Origin of the sequence: Mucilaginibacter inviolabilis, from assembly GCF_011089895.1 — a bacterium.
Lineage (GTDB): Bacteria > Bacteroidota > Bacteroidia > Sphingobacteriales > Sphingobacteriaceae > Mucilaginibacter > Mucilaginibacter inviolabilis.
The window spans coordinates 253,608-279,801 of the sequence record NZ_JAANAT010000002.1; the positions used below are offsets into that span (position 1 = coordinate 253,608).

Sequence of the window (26,194 nt, forward strand, 5' to 3'; positions counted from 1 at the left end):
CCCTTACCCTTAAATTTTCCGTTATGAAAAATCTGATCATTATAGCTGCATTTGTGGCAACCACGTTAACCGTGCTGGCCTGCAATAATGCCAATAAATCTGCTACGGCCACTTCTGCTGATTCCACCGGGATGGCTTCCGCGACAAAAAAACCGGCCGCTGAAGGCCGCTCTGCAACAGCGGTAAAAGGTCTTTTGGATAATTACCTGCAATTAAAAAATGCGCTTGCCGCCGATAACAGCAACCAGGCGGCAACAGCCGGTAAAGCGCTTGCACAAGGCTTCACAGAATTTGATCAAACCGCTTTGAACGCAGCTCAAAAGAAATCTTTTGCTGACATCGAAGGTGATGCCAAAGAAATGGCTGAACATATTGGTAAAAGCGCTGGGAATTTACCCCATCAGCGGGAGCATTTCGAGATGCTGAGCCAGGATATGGTCGACCTGGTTAAACTACTTGGCGCCGGACAACCCTTGTACGTTGATCATTGCCCGATGTATAACCACAACAAAGGGGCTAACTGGCTGAGCGAAACCGAAGCGATCAAAAACCCATACCTGGGTGCTCAAATGCCGACCTGCGGTTCTATTAAAGAAGAAATCAAATAAGGCATGAAGCGCTTGCTAAAACCTTTGCTGGGTATCGGTACATTGCTGTTGATCGCCCTTCAGTTCATCCCGCGCGACCATAACGAGGCGGGTAACACGGCTGTCAATGCCATCGACCGGGTGTATAAGATCCCTGCGAATGTGAGCGTGATCCTGAAAAGATCTTGTTATGACTGCCACAGCGACCAAACCGATTACCCCTGGTATGCCCGACTGCAGCCGGTGAGGCTAATGATGGATCGTCATGTCAGGAACGGTAAGGCCGAACTGAACTTCAATACTTTCGGAACCTATACGGCACGAAAGCAACGAAGCAAACTGCGTGCGATCGGTCAAAGCCTGGAAGAGGGGTCGATGCCGCTGTCTTCCTACACGCTGCTGCACCGTAACGCGATACTTTCCCAAACGGAAAAGGCACAATTAATGAACTGGGTTAAACAAACGTCGGATAGCCTGTAGAAAAATAAAAATGAAGAAAATACTGATTGCGGTGCTGATACTTTGCCTGAAGCAGATAGCTTTTGCGCAGAGCGACATGCAAACCATGGCGGATATGAAAAAACAGCAGCCAATTACCTATACCTGCCCCATGCATCCGGAGATACACGCTACCAAACCGGGCAATTGCCCTAAATGTGGTATGAAGCTGGTTAAAGAAAAGCCAAAGGCAGTTCCTAAAAAAGCTGCCGTCCGGAACATGCCCGTGAAGGAAAAAAGCATGCAGATGGATGATGTGCCAATGAGTACAAATCCGGCGACGAAGGCCGTAAGTTATACCTGCCCGATGCACCCTGAGATCCATGCAGCCCAACCCGGGAATTGTCCTAAATGCGGCATGAAACTGGTCAAAGAGCAGCCAAATATCAAGAAAATGCCGGACGGTATGAAGATGCCGGTGACGGACAGCACGAAACAGGGCGTAAAAATGGATGATATGGATATGCCAGCAGGCCCGGCAGCGAAGGTCCACTTGGAACCTATTAAAACTGTCGCAGCTAAATTTCCTCCGCGTACCGTGCGTTACGACCTGTATATTGCCGACACGACGGTGACCTACGGCGGAAAACCGAAAAGGGCCATCGCGGTCAATGGTAGTATCCCTATGCCCACACTTACATTTACCGAAGGCGATACAGCAGAGATCTATGTACACAACAAACTCAAAGAAGAGACTTCCCTGCACTGGCATGGGCTGTTCCTGCCCAACCGTTATGACGGCGTTCCGAACCTGACGCAAATGCCTATCAAGCCAGGCGCAACACATCTTTACAGGTTCCCGATCAAACAACATGGCACACACTGGTATCACAGCCATACCGGCTTACAGGAACAAATCGGCATGTACGGCGCTTTTATCATGAACAAACGGGAGGAATGGGATATCCCCACCATTCCGCTCGTTTTAAGTGAATGGACCAATATGAGCCCCAAAGAGGTACAGCGCAGCCTGCATGCAGCCACGGATTGGTTCGCTATTAAAAAGGGTACAACCCAAAGTTACCTGGAGGCCATCCAAAGCGGTCATTTTAAAACTAAGGTAGACAATGAATGGAAGCGAATGAATGCGATGGATGTCAGCGATGTTTACTATGATCAGTTCCTGATCAACGGGAAAAACCAGCGTGAGCAACCGCAATTTAAGGCGGGTGATAAGGTAAGACTGCGTATCGCCAACGCCGGCGCATCCTCCTATTTTTGGCTCAAGTATGCGGGCGGTAAAATGACCGTGGTCGCGACCGATGGCAATGATGTGGTACCCGTCGAAGTCGACCGGCTGATCGTGGCCGTTTCGGAAACTTACGATGTGGTGGTGACGCTGCCCGAGAATAAGAGTTATGAGTTCCTGGTGACACCTGAGGACCGGACCCGGTCCGCATCACTTTGGCTGGGTACGGGTGATAAGGTTTATGCCGGCAAGATGCCGAAGCTGAAGTATTTCGCCGGGATGAAAATGATGAATGACATGATGGACATGAATGGCAATATGGTTGAAATGGACGGCATGAAAATGCAGAACCAGACCATGGATATGAATACCGTGATGTACCCGGAGATAACCGGTGAAGAAAAACCCGCCAAAAAGGAACAGAAAGTTATGCCGGCCGTGCAGGAACCGACTGATAAAAGTATGTCAGGCATGAATATGGCTACGGCCAATGCAGACCTGGTCACCCTTAATTACAGCATGCTGCGCGACCCGAATAAGACAACACTGTCAAACGGGCCCTGGAAAGAGCTGAAGTTCGACCTGACGGGCAATATGAACCGTTACGTTTGGACGCTGGATAACAAAACCGTTTCCGAGTCTGATAAGATCCTGATCAAAAAAGGGGAAAACTTGCGGATCATTTTATATAATAATAGTATGATGCGGCACCCGATGCACTTGCACGGGCATGACTTCCGGGTGCTGAACGGGCAGGGTGAGAACGCCCCGATGAAGAATGTGATCGATATTATGCCCATGGAAAGGGACACCATTGAATTTGCGGCTAACGAACCGGGGGGCGACTGGTTCTTTCATTGCCATATCCTTTACCATATGATGAGCGGAATGGGCCGCATATTCAGTTACAGTGACTCCCCGCCTAACCCGGATGTTCCCGATCCGGAATTTGCACAGCGCAGTTTATTCTGGGACGACCAGATGCCTCACCTGATGGGAAAGGTCGGTTTGGAAAGCAATGGCACAGACGGGCAGTTGATGCTGGGCAGTACCCGCTGGAAAGCAACTACCATGTGGCACCTGGGTACGGATGCCATGATGGGGTACGAAAGCGAAACGACGTTCGGCCGATATATAGGCAGGAACCAATGGCTGTTCCCTTACGTGGGCTTTGACTATCATTACAAAAAATTCAATCCTGATGAAAAGAATATTTTTGGCAGCGATTACAAAAACCTCTTCGGGCAGGTTAGCAACAAAGAAAACCGTCATACAGTGGTTGCGGGCCTGGCCTATACGCTGCCGATGTTATTTGTAGCTGATATGCGCATTGACGCGAACGGTAAATTGCGCTTTCAGTTAGGCCGCGAAGACATCCCCCTGACGCAACGCCTTCGCTTTAACATTATGATCAATACCGATAAGGAATATGCTGCCGGGCTGCGGTATATTGTAACTAAGTATTTCTCCTTTTCAACGCATTACGATAGTGATATGGGAGCAGGCGCCGGTTTAACAATCACCTATTAATGAATAAAAAGATGAGCAATACACCAACCGCACCGAAATTTATTCCCGCCTTGAGCTTTAATTGGTTAACCCCGTTTTATGATCGTTTACTAAAGCTTACGATGCCGGAGGAAACCATCAAAACGGCTTTGATCAGTGAAATAAAAGTATCAACGCCGTCAGACATTCTCGACTTTGGTTGCGGTTCGGGTACGCTTACCATAATGCTGAAAACTGCCCATCCTTTAGCCAATATTTCGGGTGTTGACGTGGATATAGACATTCTCAACGGGGCTAAGGAGAGAACGAGCAAGACTATGGCCGATATTAACCTGATCAGGTATAACGGGGAAAGACTTCCATTTAAGGATGCTTCTTTTGACATCGTGTCCTGTCTCGTATTTCATCATATTTATAGTTCACAAAAATCAGTCATCCTAAAAGAAATCTATCGCATCTTAAAAAGCGGCGGGCAGCTGATCATAGCTGATTTTGGCCGTTCAGCATCTGCCTGGCAAAGGTTTAAATTTAACATGATCAGGATCCTTGACGGGTTTGAATCAACGGCAGCAAACGCCAAAGGGCAGCTTCCGGGGTTAATTAATGAGGCGGGTTTTAAAAAGATCACGATCAGTGAGCATTTTAAGACATTCTTTGGAGAGGTACAAATCATCATGGCTTATAAAAAGGGTTAAAAAATAACTGTTGGGCGATTAAACATCAAATGGATCATCATGAGCGCATTTAAATTACGCCGCCTCGGCACAATAATGGTACCCGAACCGGGTAATGATATGGAGATCGGGGGCGTGCTCAATCCGGCCGCAGTACGCGGGCCTGACGGAGCACTTTATTTGTTCCCCCGCCTGGTGGCTAAGGGAAATTATTCCCGCATTGGGATCGCGCGGGTCAAGTTTGACAAAAAGGGCGACCCCTGTGGTGTTGACCGGTTGGGCATTGCCCTGGAGCCGGAAGAGGATTATGAAAAACGTCCCGGAGGCGGCGGTTGTGAGGATCCCCGTATAACCTTTGTCGAAACACTGGGGCGGTATATGATGACCTATACTGCTTTTTCGGCAGATGGCCCCCGTATTGCGCTGGCTCAATCAACAGACCTGATCCGCTGGGAACGTTTAGGCCTGGCGAAATTTTTACCGTATAAAAAAATTCGGTTTAACGGGATCGATAACAAGGACGCCTGTATTTTTCCAATGGGGGTGCTTAGCAAGCATAACCACCTCTCCATGGCTATGCTTCACAGACCACTTTTTCCCGGCACGAGGCCTGAAGATACAATGCTGAAATCTATTAACCGCAGAATAGGGGATCACCATGAATGCATCTGGATATCCTATTGCCATATCAAAATGGACCCGGCTAAACCCAGGCATTTAGCAAGGTTTGAGTCCAATCAGCCGCTGGCGATCCCATCGGCACCCTGGGAAAGTCTTAAAATCGGTGCGGGAACGCCGCCGGTGTTAACCCCACTGGGCTGGCTCATCTTATATCATGGCGTAAGCGATATGCGCCCCACCAAAGATGATGCCCATGAGCTGCGGTATGCTGCCGGGCTGATGATACTGGATAAAGAACATCCGGAAAGGATATTGTACAGGTCGCCGAGCCCTGTATTGTCTCCGGATCTACCTGAAGAACAGGTTGGGGTGATCGCCAACGTAGTATTCCCAACAGGAATAGACCGGCGCGACGACCTGGGACAACCGCAACGCTTTGATGTGTATTACGGTATGGCGGATAACCGCATCGGCGTTGCACGACTGGATATACCCGATAGATTGCCTGGGAAAATGGAATAATAAATATGCTCTTTGAAGGTCGGGTTAAATAGACATAAATGACGAAACATTATCTCCTTATTATTGAATAAAATGATAATTATCACTTTTTAGATTGCTGATAATCACGCTAATAAAACTAAAATCGAGCTAAATTGCACTAATTAAAAACTATATCAACGTAAAAAATAAAAATCATGAAAAAACTGTATTTTCTATTATTGATATTAACAATGACCACGGGTGTTGTTGTTAATGCCTGGGCGCAAACTTCAAAAGACAGCACCAGGAAATTGGTCATCGATGCCAAGGGCGGGATGCACGATCACGGCGGCACCAAACTCGGCTATATCGACAAGAATGATATTGTCCGGAACAATAAGGGGCAAAAATTATATTTCATCGACAGAGACGGCAATGTGATCAGTGCAGACGGCACCAAACTGGGAAAGGCTAAAAAGAACGGCGATTATTATAATAACGATGGAGAAGTTGTCCTTCAGTTAAAAAATGCAGATGCAGAAAGATGTGAAATTTTAGATCCCAAGGGCCATAGCCAGGGCTATGTTCACCGGAATTATAAATTGCATGCCTGCGCGGCGCATTGCTACTGGTTGGAACAGGCAAAGCTAAAGAAAGAAAAAGCGGATAAAGCAAAGACAAAATAAGCCTTGTTTACGTGGCAAATGAGCGGGTATGCTCATTCGTTTGTCCGGTAAGTCTTCTGCAAGAGGGCTTACCGGACTTGCTGGCTGAATTATATTGAAGTAACAACATTTTTAAGTTAATAAAAAACTGAATTATGAACAAGCACTTATTCTGGATGATCGTCGGGTGCACAGTGCCCTTGCTGCTCATTTTCCTTTTACCATTATTTGGCATTACAGGAAATTATTCATTTCTCATTTTCATCGTGTTAATGTTTGGCTGTCATTTTATGATGATGGGAAGGCATAGCAAACACTATCATTCATCAGCACAACAGGGCCTGGATCAGCATAAGGAGGACATATCATGAATCGTTTGCATGTAACAAAGTTAGGATTTGCAGCCGGCACAACAGTTGCCATCATCTATTCCGGGTGCATTATCATATCGTTGGCGCTCGGTAACGAGGCTGTGGCCAAGTTTTTCGGCTCCCTCGCTCATAGTTTCGATTTTACTGCTATTATCAGAAAGGCACCTATTACTTTCTCTGAAGCAATAACTGGGATCATTGAGTGGTTCATTATCGCCTGGTTAATGGGCTCTTGCATAGCTGTAATTTACAACGCTGCCTTAGGCCGAAATAAATAATCAAATATTAATAATTAAATTATAAAGATCATGATGTACTACAACGGTAATTTTTGGGGAATGCACCTGATATGGTGGTTTGTTTGGATGATCCTCCTTTTTTGGATATTCGCAACGCCTTATGATATTCCCGGGCAGCGAAAGAAAAAAGAATCGCCGCTCGATATTTTGCAAAAGCGGTTTGCTTCAGGTGAGATCACAACGGAAGAATACCAGGAAAAGAAAAAGATCCTGGAAAATGATTCAGCAAAGCAAAAATAAATGGCTGCTGTCCGCAAGCGACCGGTGAGCAGTTTTTTTAGTTACAGGCCTGTCCGAAGTCAGCAACTATACTTTATGGAAATGATCAGCACCGAAACCTGTTGGGTAACGATCATTTCTTCCATGGACTGATTTGGATCTGATCCGTTTGGATTTAACAATGCAGGGGAAATTATACTAAAAATGCCCGGATGATTGATATAAAAAAATATGATAAGCGAAAGATAATATTGCTGTGCGGCGTGTTCCTGGTAATGACGGGGCTGGGAATAACGCTTCCGGTGCTTCCGTTCTATATTGAAAAGTTGCTGCTGTCAGGCAGCATTTCATCTGATAAAGTTTCCCTCCACGTAGGGTTGATCACCGGGAGTTTTCCGCTTACCCAGTTTTTGTTCTCTTCTTACCTGGGTTCATTGTCTGATAAGATAGGTCGGCGGCCACTCATCCTGGCGGGCATAGCCGGTTTTGCTGTTTCCACTTTTCTTTTTTCGCTGGGAGGGAGCGTCATGTTACTTTATGCCTCCCGTTTATTAGCCGGAATTTTTACCGCCGGTTTTGTGACCGCATCAGGGGCTTACATTGCCGATTTGACTTCAAAAGAACAAAGAGGGAAAAATATGGCGGTGCTGAGCAGTATTGCCGGGCTCGGTGCGGTTGCGGGCCCTTTACTTGGAAATCTGTTAAAAGTTAATGTAAAGCTTAACCTTTTTTTCGGGCAGTTAAAACTTGATAAATTTTCTACTCCATTTGTTATTTCATCCTTGCTTGCATTAGTGGTTTTTATCCTTTACGTTATTTTGCTGCCGGAATCACACAAGGTTTACCCTAAAGCAGCAACGCAACCTATACCTAAAGTAAAGACACTGCTGATCCCGAACTGGAAATTACTAAATAGGACATTCCTATCGTTACTTGCTTTTTCCTTTATCAGTCAGTTCGCCTTATCCATGTTTGAAGGCACCTTCGCCTTACATTCCCAGCGCCTTTTTTCGTTCGGCCCGCAGCAATTGAGCGTGGTCTTTATCGTTTGTGGCTCACTGATGGGCTTTCTGCAGTTAGGTCCTGTTGCATGGTTAATCGATAAGAAAGGTGAAAACAGCTTGCTGCCTTTTGGCTTTCTATTTCTGGGCATTGGAATATTCATGCTCACTACTTCGCGGGCAATGGAATGGATTCTAATTTATGTCGCTTTCATTTCCACGGGGATGGCCATTTTGACGCCGGCCCTTGCCTCACTCATAACAAAAAATTCAGAAAAAGGGCATGGGGCATCCCTTGGAATATTTAGTTCTGTCAATAGTCTTGGGCAGGTCACTGGTGTAGTGACCGGGGGAGTAATTATGATTTGGTCAAATCATATTGCTTATTGGTCGGTCGCGGTCGTTCTACTGGGGTCTGCGTATTTGGTATTGCCAAAAAACAAGTTACTGGTCCTTAAATCATAAATTTAATACTTATTAATAAATTAAAAAATGGAACATCAACATCACACTAAAACGCCGGCAACGGATCACTCAAAAATGGACCATAGCACCATGCACCATGGCTCCAATCCCTCAATGGGTATGGCAGGGCATGATCATTCCATGATGATCGCCGACTTTAAGAAGCGGTTTTTTGTGGTACTGGCCCTAACTTTACCGATCATGCTGCTATCGGCAATGATACAGCGTTTCATTGGTGTTGACTGGCAATTTGCAGGTTCTTCCTATCTATTGTTTGCGCTGTCAACCGTGGTATTTTTTTATGGGGGCTGGCCTTTTTTAACGGGATGGATCGGGGAAATAAAAGCGAAGAACCCTGGTATGATGTTCCTGATCGGCTTCGCTATAACCGTTGCCTACATCTACAGCGTAGCCATCGTATTCGGGTTAAAGGGTATGGATTTCTTCTGGGAACTGACAACCCTGATCGGGATCATGTTATTAGGGCATTGGATCGAAATGAAATCTATTGCAGGGGCCTCAAAAGAACTGGAGCTATTGGTGCAATTGATGCCATCAGACGCCCACATGGTTATGGCTGATATGATTCATGATGTCAAGACGGACACATTAAAAGAAAATGATATCATCCTGGTAAAACCGGGCGAAAAGGTTGCTGCAGATGGGATCATACTGGAAGGGGAAAGTTATCTGAACGAAAGTATGCTAACCGGGGAGTCAAAACCGGTAAAGAAAGTAAAGGGGGACAAAGTGATCGCCGGCTCCATCAACGGAAGCGGCTCTTTTAAAGTTACGGTATCCCATGCCGCAAAAGATTCCTACCTCTCGCAGGTAGTGAAGCTGGTGGATGATGCACAAAAATCAAAATCAAAAACACAATTGCTGGCAGATACAGCCGCCAGGTGGTTAACCATTATTGCTTTGTGCAGTGGTATCGCCACATTTTTATATTGGTATTTGACGGGCCAGCCCTTAGCCTTCGCTATGGAAAGAATGGTTACCGTAATTGTGATCTGCTGCCCTCACGCTTTGGGTTTAGCTGTCCCTTTGGTAGTAGCCAAATCAACGGCCCTGTCTGCAAAGAATGGCTTACTGATCAAAAACAGGAACGCATTTGAGAATTCAAGAAAGATCACCACGGTTGTGTTTGATAAGACGGGCACACTAACTGTAGGAAAGTTTGAAGTTTCAAAAATAATTTCCCTCGATCAAGCGCTAAAAGAAAATGAGCTCCTTCGTTTAGCGTCCGCATTGGAACAAAAATCAGAACACCCGATCGCGACAGGCATCCTGCAAAAAGTAAAAGACCTGGCTATCAAAATACCGGCAACGGAAAATTTTAATGCCATTACAGGCAAAGGTGTGGAAGCAACGGTAGAAGGTAAAAAAATATTGGTGGTCAGCCCCGGCTATTTAAAAGAAAATAAGATAACCATTCCCGAGGGCTTTACCGCTGATGATACAGAAACCGTTGTATTTGTCATCATTGATAAAAAATTGGCCGGATACATTGCTTTGTCCGATAAAATACGGCCTGAATCGGCAGAGGCGATCAAAACTTTAAAACAAGAAAAGATTAAATCCATATTGCTTACCGGGGACAACAGTAAAGTAGCGGCAAGTGTAAGCAAGACTTTGGGCATGGATAGTTTTATCGCCGAAGTATTGCCTGATCAGAAATTGAAAGAAATAAAAGCATTACAGCAAAAGGGCGAATTCGTAGCGATGACCGGGGACGGCGTCAACGATGCGCCGGCATTGGCACAGGCCGATATCGGCATTGCCGTTGGGTCGGGCAGCGATATCGCCGCGGAAACCGCAGGCATCGTTCTGGTGAACAGCAATCCGAAAGATATCGTTGGTTTAATTTTATTCGGAAAAGCAACGTATCGCAAGATGATCCAGAACCTGGTTTGGGCAACAGGTTACAACGTCGTTGCCTTGCCATTGGCTGCCGGTGTGCTTTATAACCAGGGCATTGTATTAAGCCCTGCCGCAGGGGCTGTATTGATGACCGTCAGCACCGTTGTTGTTGCGATCAATGCCGCATTATTAAAGGTGAAAAATTAATTTAAAAATGCGGTTTATTATAGGAAACCTATATTTTAAACAATATCTTTAAAGCGCTAACCTGCGAACTGTTTTTCGAAGGAACAACAAAAATAATACCCCTATTTGCGTCTTCACCCGTTTTATTAATGAAGAGACCTGGAGTATTTTGTTTGACTGTATTTTACTTGTTATTAACGACAGGTACTTATGCCTGTCTGCTCCACTGTACAACCGAATACTTATTATCAAAAACAGGCCTTATCCAGGAAACACGTCATTCAGCCGAAGATGACGATAAAGGGGAACAGGGCAAGGATGATGATCGTTGCGGAGAGGATTGCACCTGTTGTTATCACCATGGGACTTATGTAGTTAATGAGAATTTTAATTCGTCAATAAGTTTTCAGTTCGCAACCGTTGAGCTTGCTATTTTTCAGCCAAAACAAGATGTCTTTCATAATATTCCCGCAATTATAAATAGCACGATCAGGTGGCCCAACGCGACAGGACCTCCTTTTATTTTCAGGCAACCTATTTATATCTCCAATCATTCGCTTCTTATCTGATTCAAGCACTGCGACGTCGCGGCGGGGAACTCCTGTATCCTGCAAATAAGACTTGTATTAAATCATATATCATTTTATTAGAAATAAGGCTATGGCCTTAGCGCTGTAAAAAGCGTAACGGCTGGTTTTGCTGAATGTCCCGGGTTTCTGCCCGCGCATATAATTCAGTGATCAGGCGCTATGGTGCGCAATAATAATATGCATGGTGATTTGATAAAACTGCCTTCCCGTGACAAAATTGATTACGACGAAAAATCAAACTTGAATCCCATAATCTCCGAACAATGAAATTGAAAAATATAAAATATCTGATTGCCTGTATCATTATGCTGCTGCTCGCTTTTTTACAATGTTATAAAGCCGTCCACGACCTTCATTGGGCTTTTGAACCCGATTTTGACCGCGATATTGGCTATATCCGGACCACACTGAATGGCCACTATGGTACTGATCCAAATTATCTTGGCCAGTACATGTGGTACAATCCCCTGTTGTACCTTTCTGAAGCGGCCGTTGTGCAGATCACCGGGTTGCCCATAAATATCGTCGTTGCCCGGGCCGGTATGTTTTTGAATCTGTTAGGCCCTATTTTCTTTTTTATCATGGCAAGAAAACTGTTTGACTACAAGATTGCTCTGGCAGCGCTTTTGTCTTTTCTTTTTTTAGCCACCGGAAATATGCCCGGCTGGGGTGGCGCCACCTATTCACCCCTGCAATTAGCAGATTGCTATGTTCAGTTTATATTTTACCTGAATATCTTTTTGTGCTACAAAGCTTTTTCAACGCAAAAAATCAGATGGTTTATCGTCCTGGGAATATTTTTAGGAATTAGTTTCCTTGGACATGCGGCTCCAACAATTATTATTATTCTAATGATGATTTTATTGCAAGGCCAGAAAATCATCATAGCAATAAGACAGAAGGAGCTTTCCTTGGTAAAAACGTATTTCCTGCAGGGTTTTTTCACCGTAATCCCCTTCCTGATCTTTAGTTTCCCGTTTTTGTATTTTGTCCTGATTAAATATCATTTGCACTTTGTAAATCGCACAATTCTTCAATGTGCGCCCGGTATTTTTGCAAGGGCCAAGACGATTGAGTTGCTCAAATTAAACCTTACCTTTTCCCTGCTGATCGCGGTCATTGGATTTGTGGTATTTTATAAAAAATATGACAACCCATTAATCAAAAAAATAATTTTTTACTGGTTTTACATTACGTTATTCATGTACCTGTATGAAGCAGTGCTGCCTGCTGCGAATCGTATTTTGCATATTACCCTTCCTGATACGATCCCTGCGCTACACTATTTCTTCTATCTCAAAGGGGTGCAATCAGTTTTCTTTGGATTTGGCTTTGTTTATTTATTAGACGTCATCATTGATTGGATAAAAGATTATGCACTGAGGAAATATTCCACCAAATTTTCGGCAGCACTTTCATCTAATTTATTTGTGTTTTCCGTCCTGGCATATGCGCTGATGTACTATCCTATTTATAGTAACAGGACTGATTTTGTAATACCAAGACAACAGGCATTAGCCAAAGAAAAAGAAACGGACAAAATTGAAGTGTATAGTTTTATAGTAAAAAACCTGCCCCTTGACCATGTTATGCTTTGCAAACATGATCAGTCCCTTTTCCCTGTTATGGCTACGGGCATTAAAATGGTCTCGGTGGAAGTTTATTTTTCAAATCCTTATATCAGTTATGAGGAACGTGAAAATGACAGAAATGACATGCTTTCCTATCTAAGCACTTCGGCGCCCTCGTCAGGTGCAGCGTTATTTGCGAAATATAAGGTCAGCTATGTTTTGCTGCCAAATACAGATTTTGAAAAACTTAAAACGCCTCCTTTTTTATCCGCCCGCGTCATTTTCAAGAATAATTCTTTCACCATAATTTCATTGACTGCAAAATAATGAGGATTATTTTAAAAAGATAAAGCATACGCTCTATACCTGGTAAGGTAAAACCGTGCGTTGTTAAAAACACCATACGAGAGGGAAGTATCCAAATTTAGTTAACCGGAATGCAGCGCATACGGTTAACTAAATTTCATATGGTCAATCACTGTTTGACCTCATTGATTGATCTTACATCTTCATGCCGCCCATCGGGCTTGAACCCTTTTTGAATTTGTACTCACTGTTTAATAAATAGGCGCCGTTGATGACGACGATGTCGCCTTTCTGCAATCCTGATTTGATCTCGATATCATTTTCAGTCTCCAGCCCGGTTTCCACCATTTTATTTTTGAAGGTATTCTTTCCTGTCTGAACCCAAACGACTGACACCGAGCCATCTCTCAACACCGCATCTATTGGTAAGGAGAAAGCTTTGTGTACCGGTGCTCTAAAAATCAAGTAGGCGGGCATACCCGGTTTTAACTGACGGTCCGTATTGGGGATAACCACCCTTACCAGATCAATGCGGGTATCAGGATTGATCTCGGGGTTGACAAATTCAATTCGGCCCTTAAATTCTTTACCCGGCATATCGGGTATTTGGACCGTTACGGTGCCATCTTTATCAATATCATTCATCTGGGAGGTATAAACCTGTGCCTCAGCCCAGAGCGTAGACAAATCAGCAAGGTTGACAACCTTGCCCCCTTCCATGACATAGTCGCCTTCCTTCACACCTAATTCTGTGATAAATCCTGACCCTGTACTGTAAAAAGAGGTTAGTCTGGTAACCTGTTTGTTGTTGCCTAAATCCTGGATTTGTTTTTCCGTTAATCCCCATAAGAGGAGCTTATTCCTGGCGCTCTGTACCAGGCGGTCATAGTCAATTAATGAATTATCAAGTGTTTGTTTTTTTTGAAGTGTGTATATATATTCCTGGCGCGCATTATTCAATTCCTCGCTATAGATGTCAAATAATGGATCACCTTTTCGCACGTAATCTCCAATATTTTTGAAGTGCAATTTTTCTATTCTTCCGGCGACTCTTGCACTTACCGACGCGGTTTTATACAGGTTGAAATTCAGCGTTCCTGTAAATATGACCTTATCACCAATACGCTTATCGTTTATGGTGTCCACCAGGATATTGCCAAGCTGTATTTGCTGTTGTGTTAGCCGGATCTCATCGGCCTTCGCGGTATTGGTTTCGCTCACCTCGATCAGTTTCATGCCACAGATCGGACAATTTCCGGGCTTGTGCAGCATAATCTGGGTATGCATAGAGCAGGTATAATAAAATTTGGGTGCTGAAGTATGCGCAACTTGTTTCTCCGGTTTATTTTTGCATGACACGAATGCCATTAAAAGAAATAAAAATAAACCGGGAATGCGCAGTATGCGGGTTGCAGGCAGCAGGTTACGTGTCACCCCATGCGGGCCGGCTGTACCGTAACGTAATCCTATATTAGCGTTTTCGTTTTTCATAACTATTCGTTTACTTTTATAAAGCTTTCACTGTCCATCAGGTACTGCGCATTGGCTGCTACCGTATCCTTCACAGAAAGACCGGAAAGGATTTGAATTGATTTATCATTTGTTAAACCGGTGATCACCCTGTGGGCTTTGAAGCCGGTAAGGTATTTGACAAATACCACTTTGTCCATCCCAAGGGAAACCAGCGCGTCTGAAGGAAGCCAGCTTGTATTCGGGTTTTTACTGGTGATGACGGCAGAAACCTGGCTGCCGACCGGAATTTTGAGTTTGGTATTATCAAAGTATACACGTGCTGTAACCGTTTTGCTGTCTTTGCGATAAAAAGGCTCGATATAATCTATTGTTGCCTGGAAACTCTTCCCCGGGGCAGTTTCAGGAACAATGCGGACCGGGCTTCCTTTTTTTATGATGGCCTGCTTATCGGCAAAAAAATTCAGGATCGCCCATGCTTTACCCGGATCGAAAACACTGAAGACAGGCTGTCCCTGCTGCACGTACATCCCTTCTTTAAGCGGAAGCTCTTCTGTGATCAGGGCAATGTTTTTCATCTCTCCGGGTTGGGCTGAGGGCATTTCTTCAGTTCCCTGGGTACTTGCTTCATGAATATGGCCGCTGTAGGGGCTGTAAACCGAAATCGTAAAGTCCGCTTTTTGAGTCCTGATGACCTGTGCTAACTGCTCTTCACGCATACCTAACAGCAATAGTTTTTCTTTAGCCGCTGATATAAAAGGTGCGTTTTCAGGATCGTTTTTTAAAAGATACAGCAGATTTTGTTCGTCGGTAACTATTTCAGGACTGTATATATCCATGACCTTTTGCCCCTTGTTTACCTTTTGGAACCGGTAACGTACATAAAGTTTTACGATCCTCCCCGTTATGCGCGCCGAAATGGATCCTACCTGCCTGGTATCATAGGCTATGCGGCCAAACGCATTTATCGCTATATCCTGTGTTTTATTTTGAATGGAGGTAGTGGGAATTTTTGACAATACATATTCATTCGTGGGTTTCAGCAAAAGGCCAAGTTTAGTATCTATAGCAGGACTATTCGTTTCCTTCCCGGGCATCGGCATATCCATATCCATCTGTCCCTTATCTCCCATATCCATGTTGACCATGGTATCAGGTTTCAGAGGATGACTTTTTTGACGCATGTATTTAACATATATCCATGCGGCTGAAGCTAATATTACCAGGACCGATAATATGATCAGCGTTATTTTATTTTTTTTCATAATCGTTATTATTAAGGACCTATCTCTAACGTATTTGCAGCGTCCGATCCAACTCAACCTGCATCGCCAGCAATTGCTGCAGTTGGTCCAGGTAATCCAGCTGCGTCATATTCAGCGTTTCCCAGGCATCATACAGTTCAAACAATTCCTCGGTATTTTGCTCATATCCCAATTGCATCGTTTGGTAATTTCTGCGTAAAGCGGGAATGATATTTTTTTCAAACAATTCGATTTGCTTTTTCTTTGTTTCAATTTCCGTCAACGCACTGTGTGCCATGCCCGTACTCTCGTTAATAACCATCTGTTTCTGGGCCTCCAGCGAAATGGCCTGCCATTTTAGGCCTTCTATATTCGCCTTATTCATTTTAGCGCTCCAGGGTGCGATAGGAATACGCACCATACCCATTAATGTATACAGGTTGGAGGCTCCGCCAAAACCGAACATATGCTCATAACGGATACCGAATTCCGGTTTTAACTGCGTCCTTTCCAGTTCCCGTTTCAGGTAAGTTAACTGAATATCTTTTTCTATCGCCTTGATATCACTTCTTGAATTGACAAACAGGGAACTGTCGATGATATAAGATGAATAGTCCCTTACCGAATAGGTCGTATCGATCACATAATCTTTCGTCTTGTCTTTTGCATTCATTAACGTATTGAGCAAAATGCGTTTTTGCTTCACATCATTCTGTAGCATCAGGCGCATGCTTTGCAAGGAGCCCAGGGCTGCTTTCGCTTTGTAGTAGGCATTGATCTTTTCTAGTCCATTTTTATACCTTGTTTCCGCATTGCCTATCATAAAATTCAACACCTTTTCGTTCTGATCGAGAATGGCTAATTTCTTTTCAAGGATCATCCAGGCATAATAAGCTGATTTAGCCTGTGCATAAAGGTCGTTGAGTGTGGCGCCTTTTTTCTGTACGGCTATCGTTGACATCGCGGTCATGTATTTTGACTGTGCCTCCAGCCGGCTCTTATTAGGAAAGACCTGCTGACCGGCTATAGAATATTGTCCCATCCCGTTGATATCACCGCTTTTTTTCCAAAGCGCCGGATTGTAAGGCGTCATAAAAAAACCTGTGCTTAATTCGGGCGCCATCCAGCTTTTGGCGCCTTTGGCTGTTTCATTCATCGATCGTATATCTGCATCGTACATCTTCATTGATGGGTTACCCGACTCAATAGAATCAAGAATGCCTTTTATATTCATCCTCTGCTGTGCCTTAACTGCACCCGCCGATAAGATCAGCAGTATTGTGGCAATACCTATTATACCCCGGAGAAAGACTCCCGGACAGGGAATTGGTTTTATTTTGCGGCTTTGGTTCATCATACTATTTTTTTAAAAATTAAACATCTTGCAACACTTTCATTTTTTAGTGATGCGTTTCCATTACTTCTATTTTCCCGTGTTTTTTTAATTCGTGTTCCTTGTTCATCAGGAAGATCAGCGGCGTTACCAGCAGGATAAACGTTGAAGAAGTCAGTACACCGCCTATCATAGGCAATACAATAGGTATCATCACATCACTTCCTACGCCGGTGCTCCAGAGTATGGGCACCAGGCCAAATAAGGATACGCTAACGGTCATCAGCTTTGGCCTTAACCTCTTGGCAGCCCCGGCTATCACATATTCCTTTAGCTCATCCCTCGTAATGGTATCGCTCGAATTCCCTCTTTTCGCAACTAATTGCAACATGGCATCATTGAGGTAAATAACCATCACAATATTTGTTTCCACGGCTAATCCGAACAATGCAATGAATCCTACGGCGACGGCAATAGAAATATTTACGCCCCAGAAGTAAACGATATAGGCCCCGCCAATAAGCGCAAACGGGATCGTGATCAAGCTTAAAAAGGATTCCCGCATGGAATTGAATGCGAAATACATGAACATGAAAATGACCACTATTACAACCGGCATGATAATTTTCAAGGTCTTTTCACCCCGGATCAAATTCTCATAATTTCCGCTCCAGGTCAGGTAATAACCCTTTGGCATTTTGCTGATCATGGAATTCAGTTTCTTTTGCGCTTCCTCTACCGTGCTTGCCAGGTCTCTTTCCCTTACGTTAAAAAGGACGGTTCCGCGCAGCATGGCATTCTCAGAGTTGATCATCGGCGGGCCTTCGCTAATTTTCACGTTCGCCACAGCTTCCAGCGGGATCGGGCCATATCCCATGGTTTGCACCTGCAATCTTTTTAGGGATTGAATATTATCCCTGAAATTTTGAGCAAAACGGGCGTTCACCGAAAATCGCTGGCGTCCCTCTATGGTCGTGGTAAGCCGCATGCCGCCAAGGGCGCTTTCCACTACAGCGTTTACGTCATCTATGCTTAATCCATAGCGGCCGATTTCCTGCCGTTTTACAATGATATCTATATATTTCCCACCGGTGATAGGCTCGACATACAGGTCTTTGATACCGGGCGTACCTTCCAGCGCCTTCTCTACCTTTTGGGAAAAGGAATAAATCGTATCCAAATTCTGACCAAACACTTTTATGCCGACGTCTGTTCGGATACCCGTCGAAAGCATATTGATCCTGTTGATGATCGGCTGGGTCCATCCGTTGATCACGCCCGGAATCTGGAGCTTTTTGTTCAGTTCATTAATGATACTGTCTTTTGTGAAACCTTTTCTCCACTGGTCCCTTGGCTTTAGCATGATGATGGTTTCTATCATGCTGATCGGGGAATTATCGGTAGCGGTATAGGCCCTGCCAGCTTTGCCCATTACGTGCGTTACTTCCGGCACGGACGCGATGATCTTATCCTGCACCTGTAATAACTTTTTGGCTTCTGAATTGGATACGTCCGGCATCATGACCGGCATGAACAGCAAGGTGCCTTCATCCAGCGGGGGCATAAACTCGCGGCCCAGACTCATCACCAGGGGAATGCTGATGAGTAACGCAATTATATTTATCCCGATGGTGATTTTCCTTCTTTTGATACATGCCCTGATCATCGGTTCATAAATCCGTTCAAGCACACGGTTAACGGGGTTTACATTTTCGGGTAAAAACTTTCCTTTCATAAAAAAGGAAATCAGCACCGGGGCCAGTGTTACCACTAATATAGCGTCAACAGCAAGGATGAAAGTTTTCGTATAGGCAAGCGGATGGAATAATTTCCCTTCCTGTCCGGTTAAAAGAAATACCGGCATAAATGAAACAATGATGATCACGGTTGAAAAGAACACGCCTCTTGACACCTGTATGCACGAAGACTCCACCAGCTTCATCCGGATATCCTCCGGGATCACCCGGTAAGACGGTTTCCTTTTCTTAAAAAATTCTTTTATTTTGATGATTAATTTCATAACGTTAAATATTTTCAGGGTGATCACTATTTTGCCATTCGGAAAGTCTCCGGTAGGCATTTTCGGACATGATGATTCCGTTATCCACTATCACACCGATGGCGATAGCAATACCGGTCAAAGACATTAAATTGGAGGACAGGCCAAATGCATTCAGCAGTATGAAACTGATGGAAAGCGTGATGGGGATCTGGACAATAATACTTACTGCGCTGCGCCAGTGGAACAGGAAAATGAGCACCACGATAGAAACCACGATCATTTCTTCTTTTAACTTTCCGGTTACTGTTTGAATGGCCGCTTCTATCAGATCGCTCCGGTCATAAGAAGTTTTAAATGTGACCCCTTCCGGAAGCCCTTTTTCCACTTCCTTCATTTTGGCTTTTACAGCCTTGATGACCTTATCTGCGCTTTGTCCATACCGCATGACCACGATACCGCCTACTATTTCACCTGTACCGTTCTCGTCTACGATCCCAAGCCGGAGGTCTCCGCCCATTTGTACACTGCCTATATCCTTTATCCTGACCGGCACCCCGTTGTTCTCGCCTAAAGCAATATTTTCCACATCTTCCTTCGACTTGATATACCCCAGGCCCCGGATGACATAGCCCATATCACTCATTTCAAATTTCCTTCCCCCTACATCATTGTTATTGGCGCGTACTTTATTCATGACCGTCATGAGGGGTATATTGTAAAACTGGAGTTTTACCGGATCCAAAATGATCTGGTATTGTTTTTCAAAACCGCCGAAGGATGCCACTTCTGAAACGCCGGGCACGGTTTGCAAGGCGAACTTGATATACCAGTCCTGCAGCGCACGCTGTTCTCCAAGATCCATTTTTGGGGCATCAAGGTGATACCAGAAGACGTGGCCTACCCCTGTTCCATCTGGTCCTAAAGCGGGGGTGATCCCCTGGGGCAAAAGTCGTTGTGCATAATTCAGCCGCTCCAGCACACGGGTGCGCGCCCAGTAAATATCCACATCGTCTTCAAAGATGACATAAACGAAACTCATGCCGAACATGGATGTACCCCTGACTGATTTGATATTTGGGATCCCCTGTAAGTTGGATACCAAAGGATAGGTGATCTGGTCCTCTATCAACTGCGGGCTGCGTCCCATCCATTCCGTAAAAACGATCACCTGGTTTTCCGATAAGTCCGGTATCGCATCAACCGGATTTTGTTTAACGGCATAAATTCCCCATGCAAAAAGGCCGCCAGCAAGCAGTAGCACGATAAAGCGGTTTCGTAAAGCAAATTTTATAAGGGCCTGTACCATAATTGGGTTGGGTTTAAATGTTAGCTAATATTTTAATAGGTTATATTTTATTACTGATCAAAAAGGCCGCGGCAAATGCCAGGATGGAATACAGTTCAGGGAATACCGCCAATATCATTGTTTTGCCAAAAACATCGTTGCCCGACGCAATTTCTGCTATACCGTTAGCACAGATCTGCCCCTGCCTGATCGCCGCATAGGTCGCGACAACGAATATTAATCCGGCGCCAAACACCGCTGTGGCAGCAAAAGGTGTTATGGCCGGTGTAAACACCGCCTTCGAATAAAAGATAAAAAATGCTGCAAACCCGAACAGGCCATGTGTCCCCGAAAGGGCGCTTAGCAACATATAATTCCCAAATGCATCGGGTCTTTTTTTTAAGGCCCCGATAGTGGCGTTCGAGCCGATGGAAACGCCTATCGCACTTCCTATACCTGGCAGGATGATCATGAGCGCGAGTCCTGTATATGCTATTAATAAATTTGTCATAATGATTATTTTTTTAGTTTGAAATAGTTGCAAATGGTTTATAAGGATTTCCGCCCCCGGTAAATCCCGCATTCTTGTAAAATTCCACAAACGTGAGCCTCATGGTGTGCACAAAGGCACCCAGCGAAGCCACGAAGAGGTTTAACGTATGGCCAAAAATCAGTACGATAAGAAAAAGCACGGGGCCGATGTAGGATACTTTTTCGATCTGCCAGGCAATACTATTGATCACCAGGCCAAGTATGGCGCTTGAAACGCCCAGTGCGAAAAGACGGATATAAGAAAGCACATCCCCCATGAGGCCGGTGATGCCGAACAATTCCCAAATGCCGCTGCCGATCCCTTTGAAAAAACCCGCGTCGGGGTCCGCAAAAAATATGATCAGGCCCAGCCCGATAAAGATGTCAACGTGGGCATACATGGGGAGTATCTTGAAATAAAACATGTTGAGTATATGCAGGATGATCATGATCCAGCCCACCTGGGGAAGGCCATACCTGAAACCGAATTTTACCATCTTATTGATTCCCTGTAAGGTCATGCCGAATAAGATCTGCACAAAACCGATGGCGATGGCAAGGGTAAAAATCTGCTTATCTTTCAGGAATACATTTTTTAAAAAAGAAAGCCCCGGTAATTCGGCAATTGAAAAGCCGAAAATGTTTCCCGTAATCAGCCCGAAGCAAAAGGTAATGCCGCCAAGCAGCTGCACCAGCGTAAGGTATGACCGTTTGATCTTCGGTTTCCCCAAAATCTTCATAAGTGTTGCGCCAATAAGCAGGAGCAGGCCATAACCCGCATCGTTCATACCGAAACCGAAGAACAAAGCAAAAAACGGGGCAAAGAAAACGGTGAGGTCTAAATCATTGTAGGTTGGCAGTGAAAACAAACTTCCTATCGGTTCAAACAGGCGGGTGAACCAGTTGTTATGCAGCAGGATCGGCGGATTGTCAGCAAAAAGCGCCCGCTTCTCTATATACACAATGCCTTTGCTTGCGAGAAATGCAGAAAATCGCTTTTCCTCCGGTCTCGGAACGAAGCCTTCCAATATGCTGATCGTTCCGTCGGCTGCCTGCTGCGTATTTTTCATCATTCGGTTTAACTCGTAAACCGCCTCCAGTTCGGCTTTTCTTTTTTCCAGCAAGGACATCCAGGCAGCTGCAGATTGTTCCAGGTTTGTTTTCACTTCTTCATTTACCTCTGTCCCTGATTTTTCCTTCGCTTGTTTCACCTGCTCCAGAATTTCATCAACCGTTTTATTCGCGTCAGTTGACGGACTATCCGTGTCCTTCTTAAATGGGAGAAGAAAAGCTATGGCCTCATTGACTGCCGTTATCATTTGAAGCTGGTCAGTTTGCGCGGCATCAGTTCCTTTTGTTCTTTCGGCTACGTGGAAAACGCCTATACCTTTAAGTTCCTCCAAAAAAGCATCATATTCCCTATGGAAAATAAGCATTGAAAATTTATACATCGGTACGATCATGGCTTCCGTTTATTTAAATGGCTAAAATTCTTTTCTTCATAATTTTTTGGGTGGCTTTTCCCAAACTTTCTTCATCATTCATAAACTTTTTAATCTTTGAAATGGCGATCAGGTACCCGGGTACCTGTACTTTTTCATAAAGGTTAACTTTCTGGGTAGTTTTTTTCCTGGCCGTGTTCAATGATTCCGTTTTGATCACCAGCAGTTGTTTTTCGATGGAAAGGCGCAGCAGGTCGCAGAGCAGCGCAATGCCATCAGAAACCCAAAACGGTTGATTGAACAGTACAAGCGGTTTGATTTCAAATACGACATCGTCGAATTGCTGTACCTTTACCCCGGCAATATTTTTCAGACTTGTCTTAATTTCTTTCACGCTCATTACATCCTGCGGAAATTCCTGCCATAGCCTATTCATATATTCGTATTGGTTTATTTTATTCAAAATGGTCGTTTCGAGGGCTGTCGTCTCTCTTTTTGCTTTTTCCGCTTCGGCGTGCAATACCATCTCCTTATACCTGATCACGGGGAGGGCGTCCAAACGAACTTTCAATTGCTTTTGCATATCCTGCAATGAAATTTTATTATATTGAAATTTTATTGCCATTTTGCTGCTATCTTATTCCTTTGTTTAAATGAGGTGTCTGCCAGCATTACGTTTTCGTCTGTTAGGACATCGTCTTCACCTTCCGGCTCTGTCGCTTTTTCCCAATATTCCTCCATATATTTCTCGCGGATGCCGAGTTCTTCGGGCTGAAAATGCTTTCGGAAAAGGCTCCAGCTGATATCCAGCATCCGGGTAATATCGATGTTGACGTCAATGGCGAGTAATTTCTGCGCGTACTGTTTTGCAAATGCCAGGGTGCGTTTATCGTAGTCGCTCAGGTCAAAACCATTTTCCAGTTTTGTTTTGGCGTTGGCCGCGTCAGCATACAGGCGAATAGCTGCATTCATCACCTGCGGGTGATCTTCCCTCGTCTTTTTGCCGATCACGAGCTGTTTCAATCTGGATAAGCTGCGGAAAGGATCGATAATAACTTTTCCTATCTCGGTGTCCCTTCGTAAAAATAGTTGTCCTTCGGTGATATAACCGGTATTGTCCGGAATGGCATGGGTAATATCGCCCTCTGAAATAGTCGTTACAGAAATGATCGTAATGGAACCGCCCGACGGAAGCTGCAGCGATTTCTCGTAGATCTTTGCAAGGTCGCTGTACAATGAACCTGGCATGCTGTCCTTTGAAGGGATCTGGTCCATGCGATTAGAGACGATGCTCAGCGCATCGCAGTATAAAGTCATGTCGGTGAGTAATACCAGCACCTTTTCATTTTTTTCAATGGCGAAATATTCGGCTGCCGCCAGCGCCATGTCCGGGATGAGCAGACGCTCCACGGCCGGGGATTCGGTGGTGTTGATAAAGCCGACGATCTTTTCAGGCCTGTCTGTATCGGCAAAGAGGCTCCTGAAATACAAATAATCATCATTGGAAAGACCGATGCCGCCCAGAATAATGCGGTCGGCATTGGCGCGGAGCGCCACAAGCGCAATAACAGCATTATAGGGCTGATCGGAATCAGCAAAAAACGGGATCTTTTGCCCGGCAACCAGGGTGTTGTTAAGGTCAATTCCGGCTATACCGGTTTTAATCATGTCGAACGGCTGCTTCCTTCTTACAGGGTTTAATGCCGGCCCCCCTGTTTCCACCGCTTTTCCTGCAGGCGCATATTTGCCGTCTATAGGATCGCCGTAGGCATTGAAAAACCTTCCGCCTAATTCTTCGCTTACCTTTAATGTTGGGGCTGTACCCAAAAAAACGACCTCGGCATCTGTGCGGATCCCCTCTGTTCCCTCAAATACCTGCAGCGTAACCTGCTTGCCGGCTATCTTTACGACCTGGGCGGCTTTGCCGTCCACGATGGCCATTTCTTCATAACCTACCCCTGTCGCCTCCAGCGTACAAGTGGCCTTGGTTAAATGAATAACTTTTGTATGAATTTTTTTAAACAGGGACGCTTTCATTTGTTTTTTTCCTTTGATTTAATAACTCATCCAATTGCCCGTTAAAACCTTTAAATTCCTCGGATTGGAACAGGGAGTAGTTGATCTGCTTCCATATATTAATGATGGCCCGGAAATAACCGCCTATTTCTTCGTAATCGGAAAACCGGAACGATGATTCGCAGATTTCGGCCACTTTTTCCTGCATATATTTCAAGCGGTCAAGCGCGGTAAAGCCGTCTACCGCATCGAAGGCATCCTGTTGCAGAATGACAAAATCGATCAACTCCGATTTCCAGAATTTTTCGTGGTAATCGAGGGGAACATTGTCATCGCCGAGGATATTGATCTGTTCCATCGCTTCATGGCCTTTGAACAGGCGGTCTTTCATTTTTACCACTTCAGCCTTCCAGTTCTGCGAAATGGTTTGCTGCATGTAGCCGATCAATTCAGGATAGTCGAGGAACTTGGAATAACTTTCAATAGCATCGATGGCGGGATAACGTTTACTATCTGCGCGCTGCTGCGACAAGGCGTAAAAACTATGCGCCGCTTTTTTTGTCGCTTCCGTTACCGGCTCTTTTAAATTCCCGCCCGCCGGGGAGACCGTTCCGATAAATGTAATACTGCCTTCAGCGTCGTTCACCAGTTTTACCTGGCCGGCCCGGGCATAAAAACCGGAAACAACCGCCGGCAGATCCATCGGAAAGGCATCGGGGCCGGGGAGCTCTTCCATCCGGTTTGACATTTCCCTTAGCGCTTGCGCCCACCTGGAAGTGGAGTCGGCCAGCACTAAAACTTTTAATCCCATTGCGCGGTAATACTCTGCGATGGTCATCCCGGTGTACACGGAAGCTTCGCGGGATGCCACCGGCATATTCGAGGTATTGGCGATAATGACGGTTCTGTCAATAAGTTTGCCGCCTGTCTGGGGATCATCCAGCTGGGGAAACTCGGTGAAGATCTCGACAATTTCGTTGGCCCGTTCGCCGCACGCGATCATGACAACGACATCCGCTTTCGCCTGCCGGGCGATGGCATGCTGCAATACCGTCTTCCCGCTGCCGAACGGGCCCGGAATAAACCCTGTTCCGCCCTCTGCCAATGGGTTCATCATATCGATGATCCTGATGCCGGTTTCCAACAATTTATAGGGGCGGACTTTTTCCTTATATCCTTTCAGCGGCCTGATAACCGGCCATTTCTGCACCATTGTTACCGCAGTTTCATTTCCGTCCTTATCTGCGATCACAGCGACGGTATCCGTTATTTTATACCGCCCCTTCTCAGCCACTTTCTTTACGGTGTATTCGCCTTCGAGCAGGAACGGAACCATGATCTTATGCGGGATATTTTTTTCTTTTACTTCACCGATCCAGCTGCCTGCCCTAACGGTTTCCGCAATTTTTGTGATCGGGGTGAAATCCCATTCGCTGTCCTTATCCAATGCATCGGTATAGGTGCCCCTGGTAAGAAAAACAGTTTCGATCTTATCCAGATCATTTTGCAGCCCGTCATATTTTTTTGTAAGGATGCCGGGGCCCAGATCTGCTTCCAGCAGATGGCCCTGGAAAATCGCCTCATCACCAACTTTTAAGCCCCGCGTGCTTTCGAACGCCTGCACATAAGCATCTTTGCCGACCACCTTAATCACTTCTGCCTTAAGGAATATTTGGCCAAGACGGATCATGCAGATCTCATTCTGCATAACCGTTTCATCCGCTGAAACGATGACCAAATTTGAAACGATTGCTTTTACTTTTCCGGTGCGCAT

Annotated in this window: 23 protein-coding genes; 13 read left to right on the forward strand and 10 right to left on the reverse strand. The window is 45.1% G+C overall.

All coding sequences use genetic code 11. The features are described 5' to 3' along the window. The first annotated feature begins 23 nt into the window (after positions 1-23). The 13 genes from G7092_RS17195 to G7092_RS17250 all read left to right on the forward strand — a co-directional run bounded on the left by G7092_RS17195 (position 24) and on the right by G7092_RS17250 (position 13,118). Positions 24-608, forward strand: a complete 585-nt coding sequence (locus tag G7092_RS17195; RefSeq protein WP_129568295.1) for a DUF3347 domain-containing protein — start codon at positions 24-26, stop codon at positions 606-608. Between the two features lie 3 nt (positions 609-611). Next, positions 612-1,067: a heme-binding domain-containing protein gene (locus G7092_RS17200; protein WP_129568294.1), complete on the forward strand. Its 456-nt coding sequence runs from the start codon at positions 612-614 to the stop codon at positions 1,065-1,067. A gap of 10 nt (positions 1,068-1,077) precedes the next feature. Beyond that, positions 1,078-3,804 (forward strand): multicopper oxidase domain-containing protein, encoded by a 2,727-nt coding sequence (locus G7092_RS17205; protein WP_129568293.1) that lies wholly within the window; start codon positions 1,078-1,080, stop codon positions 3,802-3,804. Continuing rightward, on the forward strand, positions 3,804-4,478 hold the full coding sequence (locus tag G7092_RS17210; protein ID WP_129568292.1) for a class I SAM-dependent methyltransferase: 675 nt from the start codon (positions 3,804-3,806) through the stop codon (positions 4,476-4,478). Before G7092_RS17205 ends, G7092_RS17210 begins: the two co-directional genes overlap by 1 nt. 39 nt (positions 4,479-4,517) lie before the next feature. Beyond that, positions 4,518-5,600, forward strand: a complete 1,083-nt coding sequence (locus G7092_RS17215; protein WP_129568291.1) for a glycoside hydrolase family 130 protein — start codon at positions 4,518-4,520, stop codon at positions 5,598-5,600. Between the two features lie 176 nt (positions 5,601-5,776). After that, a complete protein-coding gene (locus tag G7092_RS17220; RefSeq protein ID WP_129568290.1) occupies positions 5,777-6,247 on the forward strand; it encodes a 5-fold beta-flower protein in 471 nt (156 codons plus the stop codon). Between the two features lie 134 nt (positions 6,248-6,381). Further along, positions 6,382-6,597 (forward strand): hypothetical protein, encoded by a 216-nt coding sequence (locus G7092_RS17225; protein ID WP_129568289.1) that lies wholly within the window; start codon positions 6,382-6,384, stop codon positions 6,595-6,597. Continuing rightward, complete coding sequence (locus G7092_RS17230; RefSeq protein WP_129568288.1) at positions 6,594-6,875, forward strand: DUF5676 family membrane protein; 282 nt, start codon at positions 6,594-6,596, stop codon at positions 6,873-6,875. The genes G7092_RS17225 and G7092_RS17230 overlap by 4 nt, the downstream gene beginning before the upstream one ends. Positions 6,876-6,905: 30 nt before the next feature. Next, complete coding sequence (locus tag G7092_RS17235) at positions 6,906-7,136, forward strand: SHOCT domain-containing protein (RefSeq protein ID WP_095705315.1); 231 nt, start codon at positions 6,906-6,908, stop codon at positions 7,134-7,136. Between the two features lie 191 nt (positions 7,137-7,327). Further along, complete coding sequence (locus G7092_RS17240) at positions 7,328-8,581, forward strand: MFS transporter (protein WP_129568287.1); 1,254 nt, start codon at positions 7,328-7,330, stop codon at positions 8,579-8,581. A 27-nt stretch (positions 8,582-8,608) separates the two neighbouring features. After that, positions 8,609-10,651, forward strand: coding sequence for a copper-translocating P-type ATPase (locus G7092_RS17245; protein WP_129568286.1), 2,043 nt, complete (start codon positions 8,609-8,611; stop codon positions 10,649-10,651). A 128-nt stretch (positions 10,652-10,779) separates the two neighbouring features. Continuing rightward, positions 10,780-11,199: an HYC_CC_PP family protein gene (locus G7092_RS31060; protein WP_498366044.1), complete on the forward strand. Its 420-nt coding sequence runs from the start codon at positions 10,780-10,782 to the stop codon at positions 11,197-11,199. A gap of 602 nt (positions 11,200-11,801) precedes the next feature. Beyond that, positions 11,802-13,118 (forward strand): hypothetical protein, encoded by a 1,317-nt coding sequence (locus G7092_RS17250; RefSeq protein ID WP_129568285.1) that lies wholly within the window; start codon positions 11,802-11,804, stop codon positions 13,116-13,118. Between the two features lie 174 nt (positions 13,119-13,292). Here G7092_RS17250 and G7092_RS17255 read toward each other — a convergent pair whose 3' ends face one another. The 10 genes from G7092_RS17255 to G7092_RS17300 are packed head-to-tail and all read right to left on the reverse strand — an operon-like array spanning position 13,293 to position 26,194. Then, positions 13,293-14,588, reverse strand: coding sequence for an efflux RND transporter periplasmic adaptor subunit (locus G7092_RS17255; RefSeq protein ID WP_202985344.1), 1,296 nt, complete (start codon positions 14,586-14,588; stop codon positions 13,293-13,295). Positions 14,589-14,590: 2 nt separating this feature from the next. Beyond that, the gene (locus tag G7092_RS17260) at positions 14,591-15,832 is read right to left on the reverse strand and encodes an efflux RND transporter periplasmic adaptor subunit (protein WP_129568284.1); all 1,242 of its coding nucleotides are present in this window, start codon (positions 15,830-15,832) and stop codon (positions 14,591-14,593) included. Between the two features lie 25 nt (positions 15,833-15,857). Further along, complete coding sequence (locus G7092_RS17265) at positions 15,858-17,168, reverse strand: TolC family protein (protein ID WP_202985345.1); 1,311 nt, start codon at positions 17,166-17,168, stop codon at positions 15,858-15,860. A gap of 43 nt (positions 17,169-17,211) precedes the next feature. Further along, on the reverse strand, positions 17,212-19,164 hold the full coding sequence (locus tag G7092_RS30815; RefSeq protein WP_129568283.1) for an efflux RND transporter permease subunit: 1,953 nt from the start codon (positions 19,162-19,164) through the stop codon (positions 17,212-17,214). A gap of 4 nt (positions 19,165-19,168) precedes the next feature. Next, the gene (locus tag G7092_RS30820; protein ID WP_112658758.1) at positions 19,169-20,452 is read right to left on the reverse strand and encodes an efflux RND transporter permease subunit; all 1,284 of its coding nucleotides are present in this window, start codon (positions 20,450-20,452) and stop codon (positions 19,169-19,171) included. Positions 20,453-20,492: 40 nt separating this feature from the next. Beyond that, a complete protein-coding gene (locus tag G7092_RS17280; RefSeq protein WP_112658756.1) occupies positions 20,493-20,942 on the reverse strand; it encodes an ATP synthase subunit C-like protein in 450 nt (149 codons plus the stop codon). A 13-nt stretch (positions 20,943-20,955) separates the two neighbouring features. Next, entirely contained in the window at positions 20,956-22,413 is a 1,458-nt protein-coding gene (locus tag G7092_RS17285; RefSeq protein ID WP_166091202.1) for a V-type ATP synthase subunit I, read from the reverse strand. A gap of 25 nt (positions 22,414-22,438) precedes the next feature. Further along, positions 22,439-23,029, reverse strand: a complete 591-nt coding sequence (locus G7092_RS17290; protein WP_129568281.1) for a V-type ATP synthase subunit D — start codon at positions 23,027-23,029, stop codon at positions 22,439-22,441. Then, a complete protein-coding gene (locus G7092_RS17295) occupies positions 23,020-24,441 on the reverse strand; it encodes a V-type ATP synthase subunit B (RefSeq protein WP_129568280.1) in 1,422 nt (473 codons plus the stop codon). The genes G7092_RS17290 and G7092_RS17295 overlap by 10 nt, the downstream gene beginning before the upstream one ends. After that, entirely contained in the window at positions 24,422-26,194 is a 1,773-nt protein-coding gene (locus G7092_RS17300; RefSeq protein WP_129568279.1) for a V-type ATP synthase subunit A, read from the reverse strand. Before G7092_RS17300 ends, G7092_RS17295 begins: the two co-directional genes overlap by 20 nt.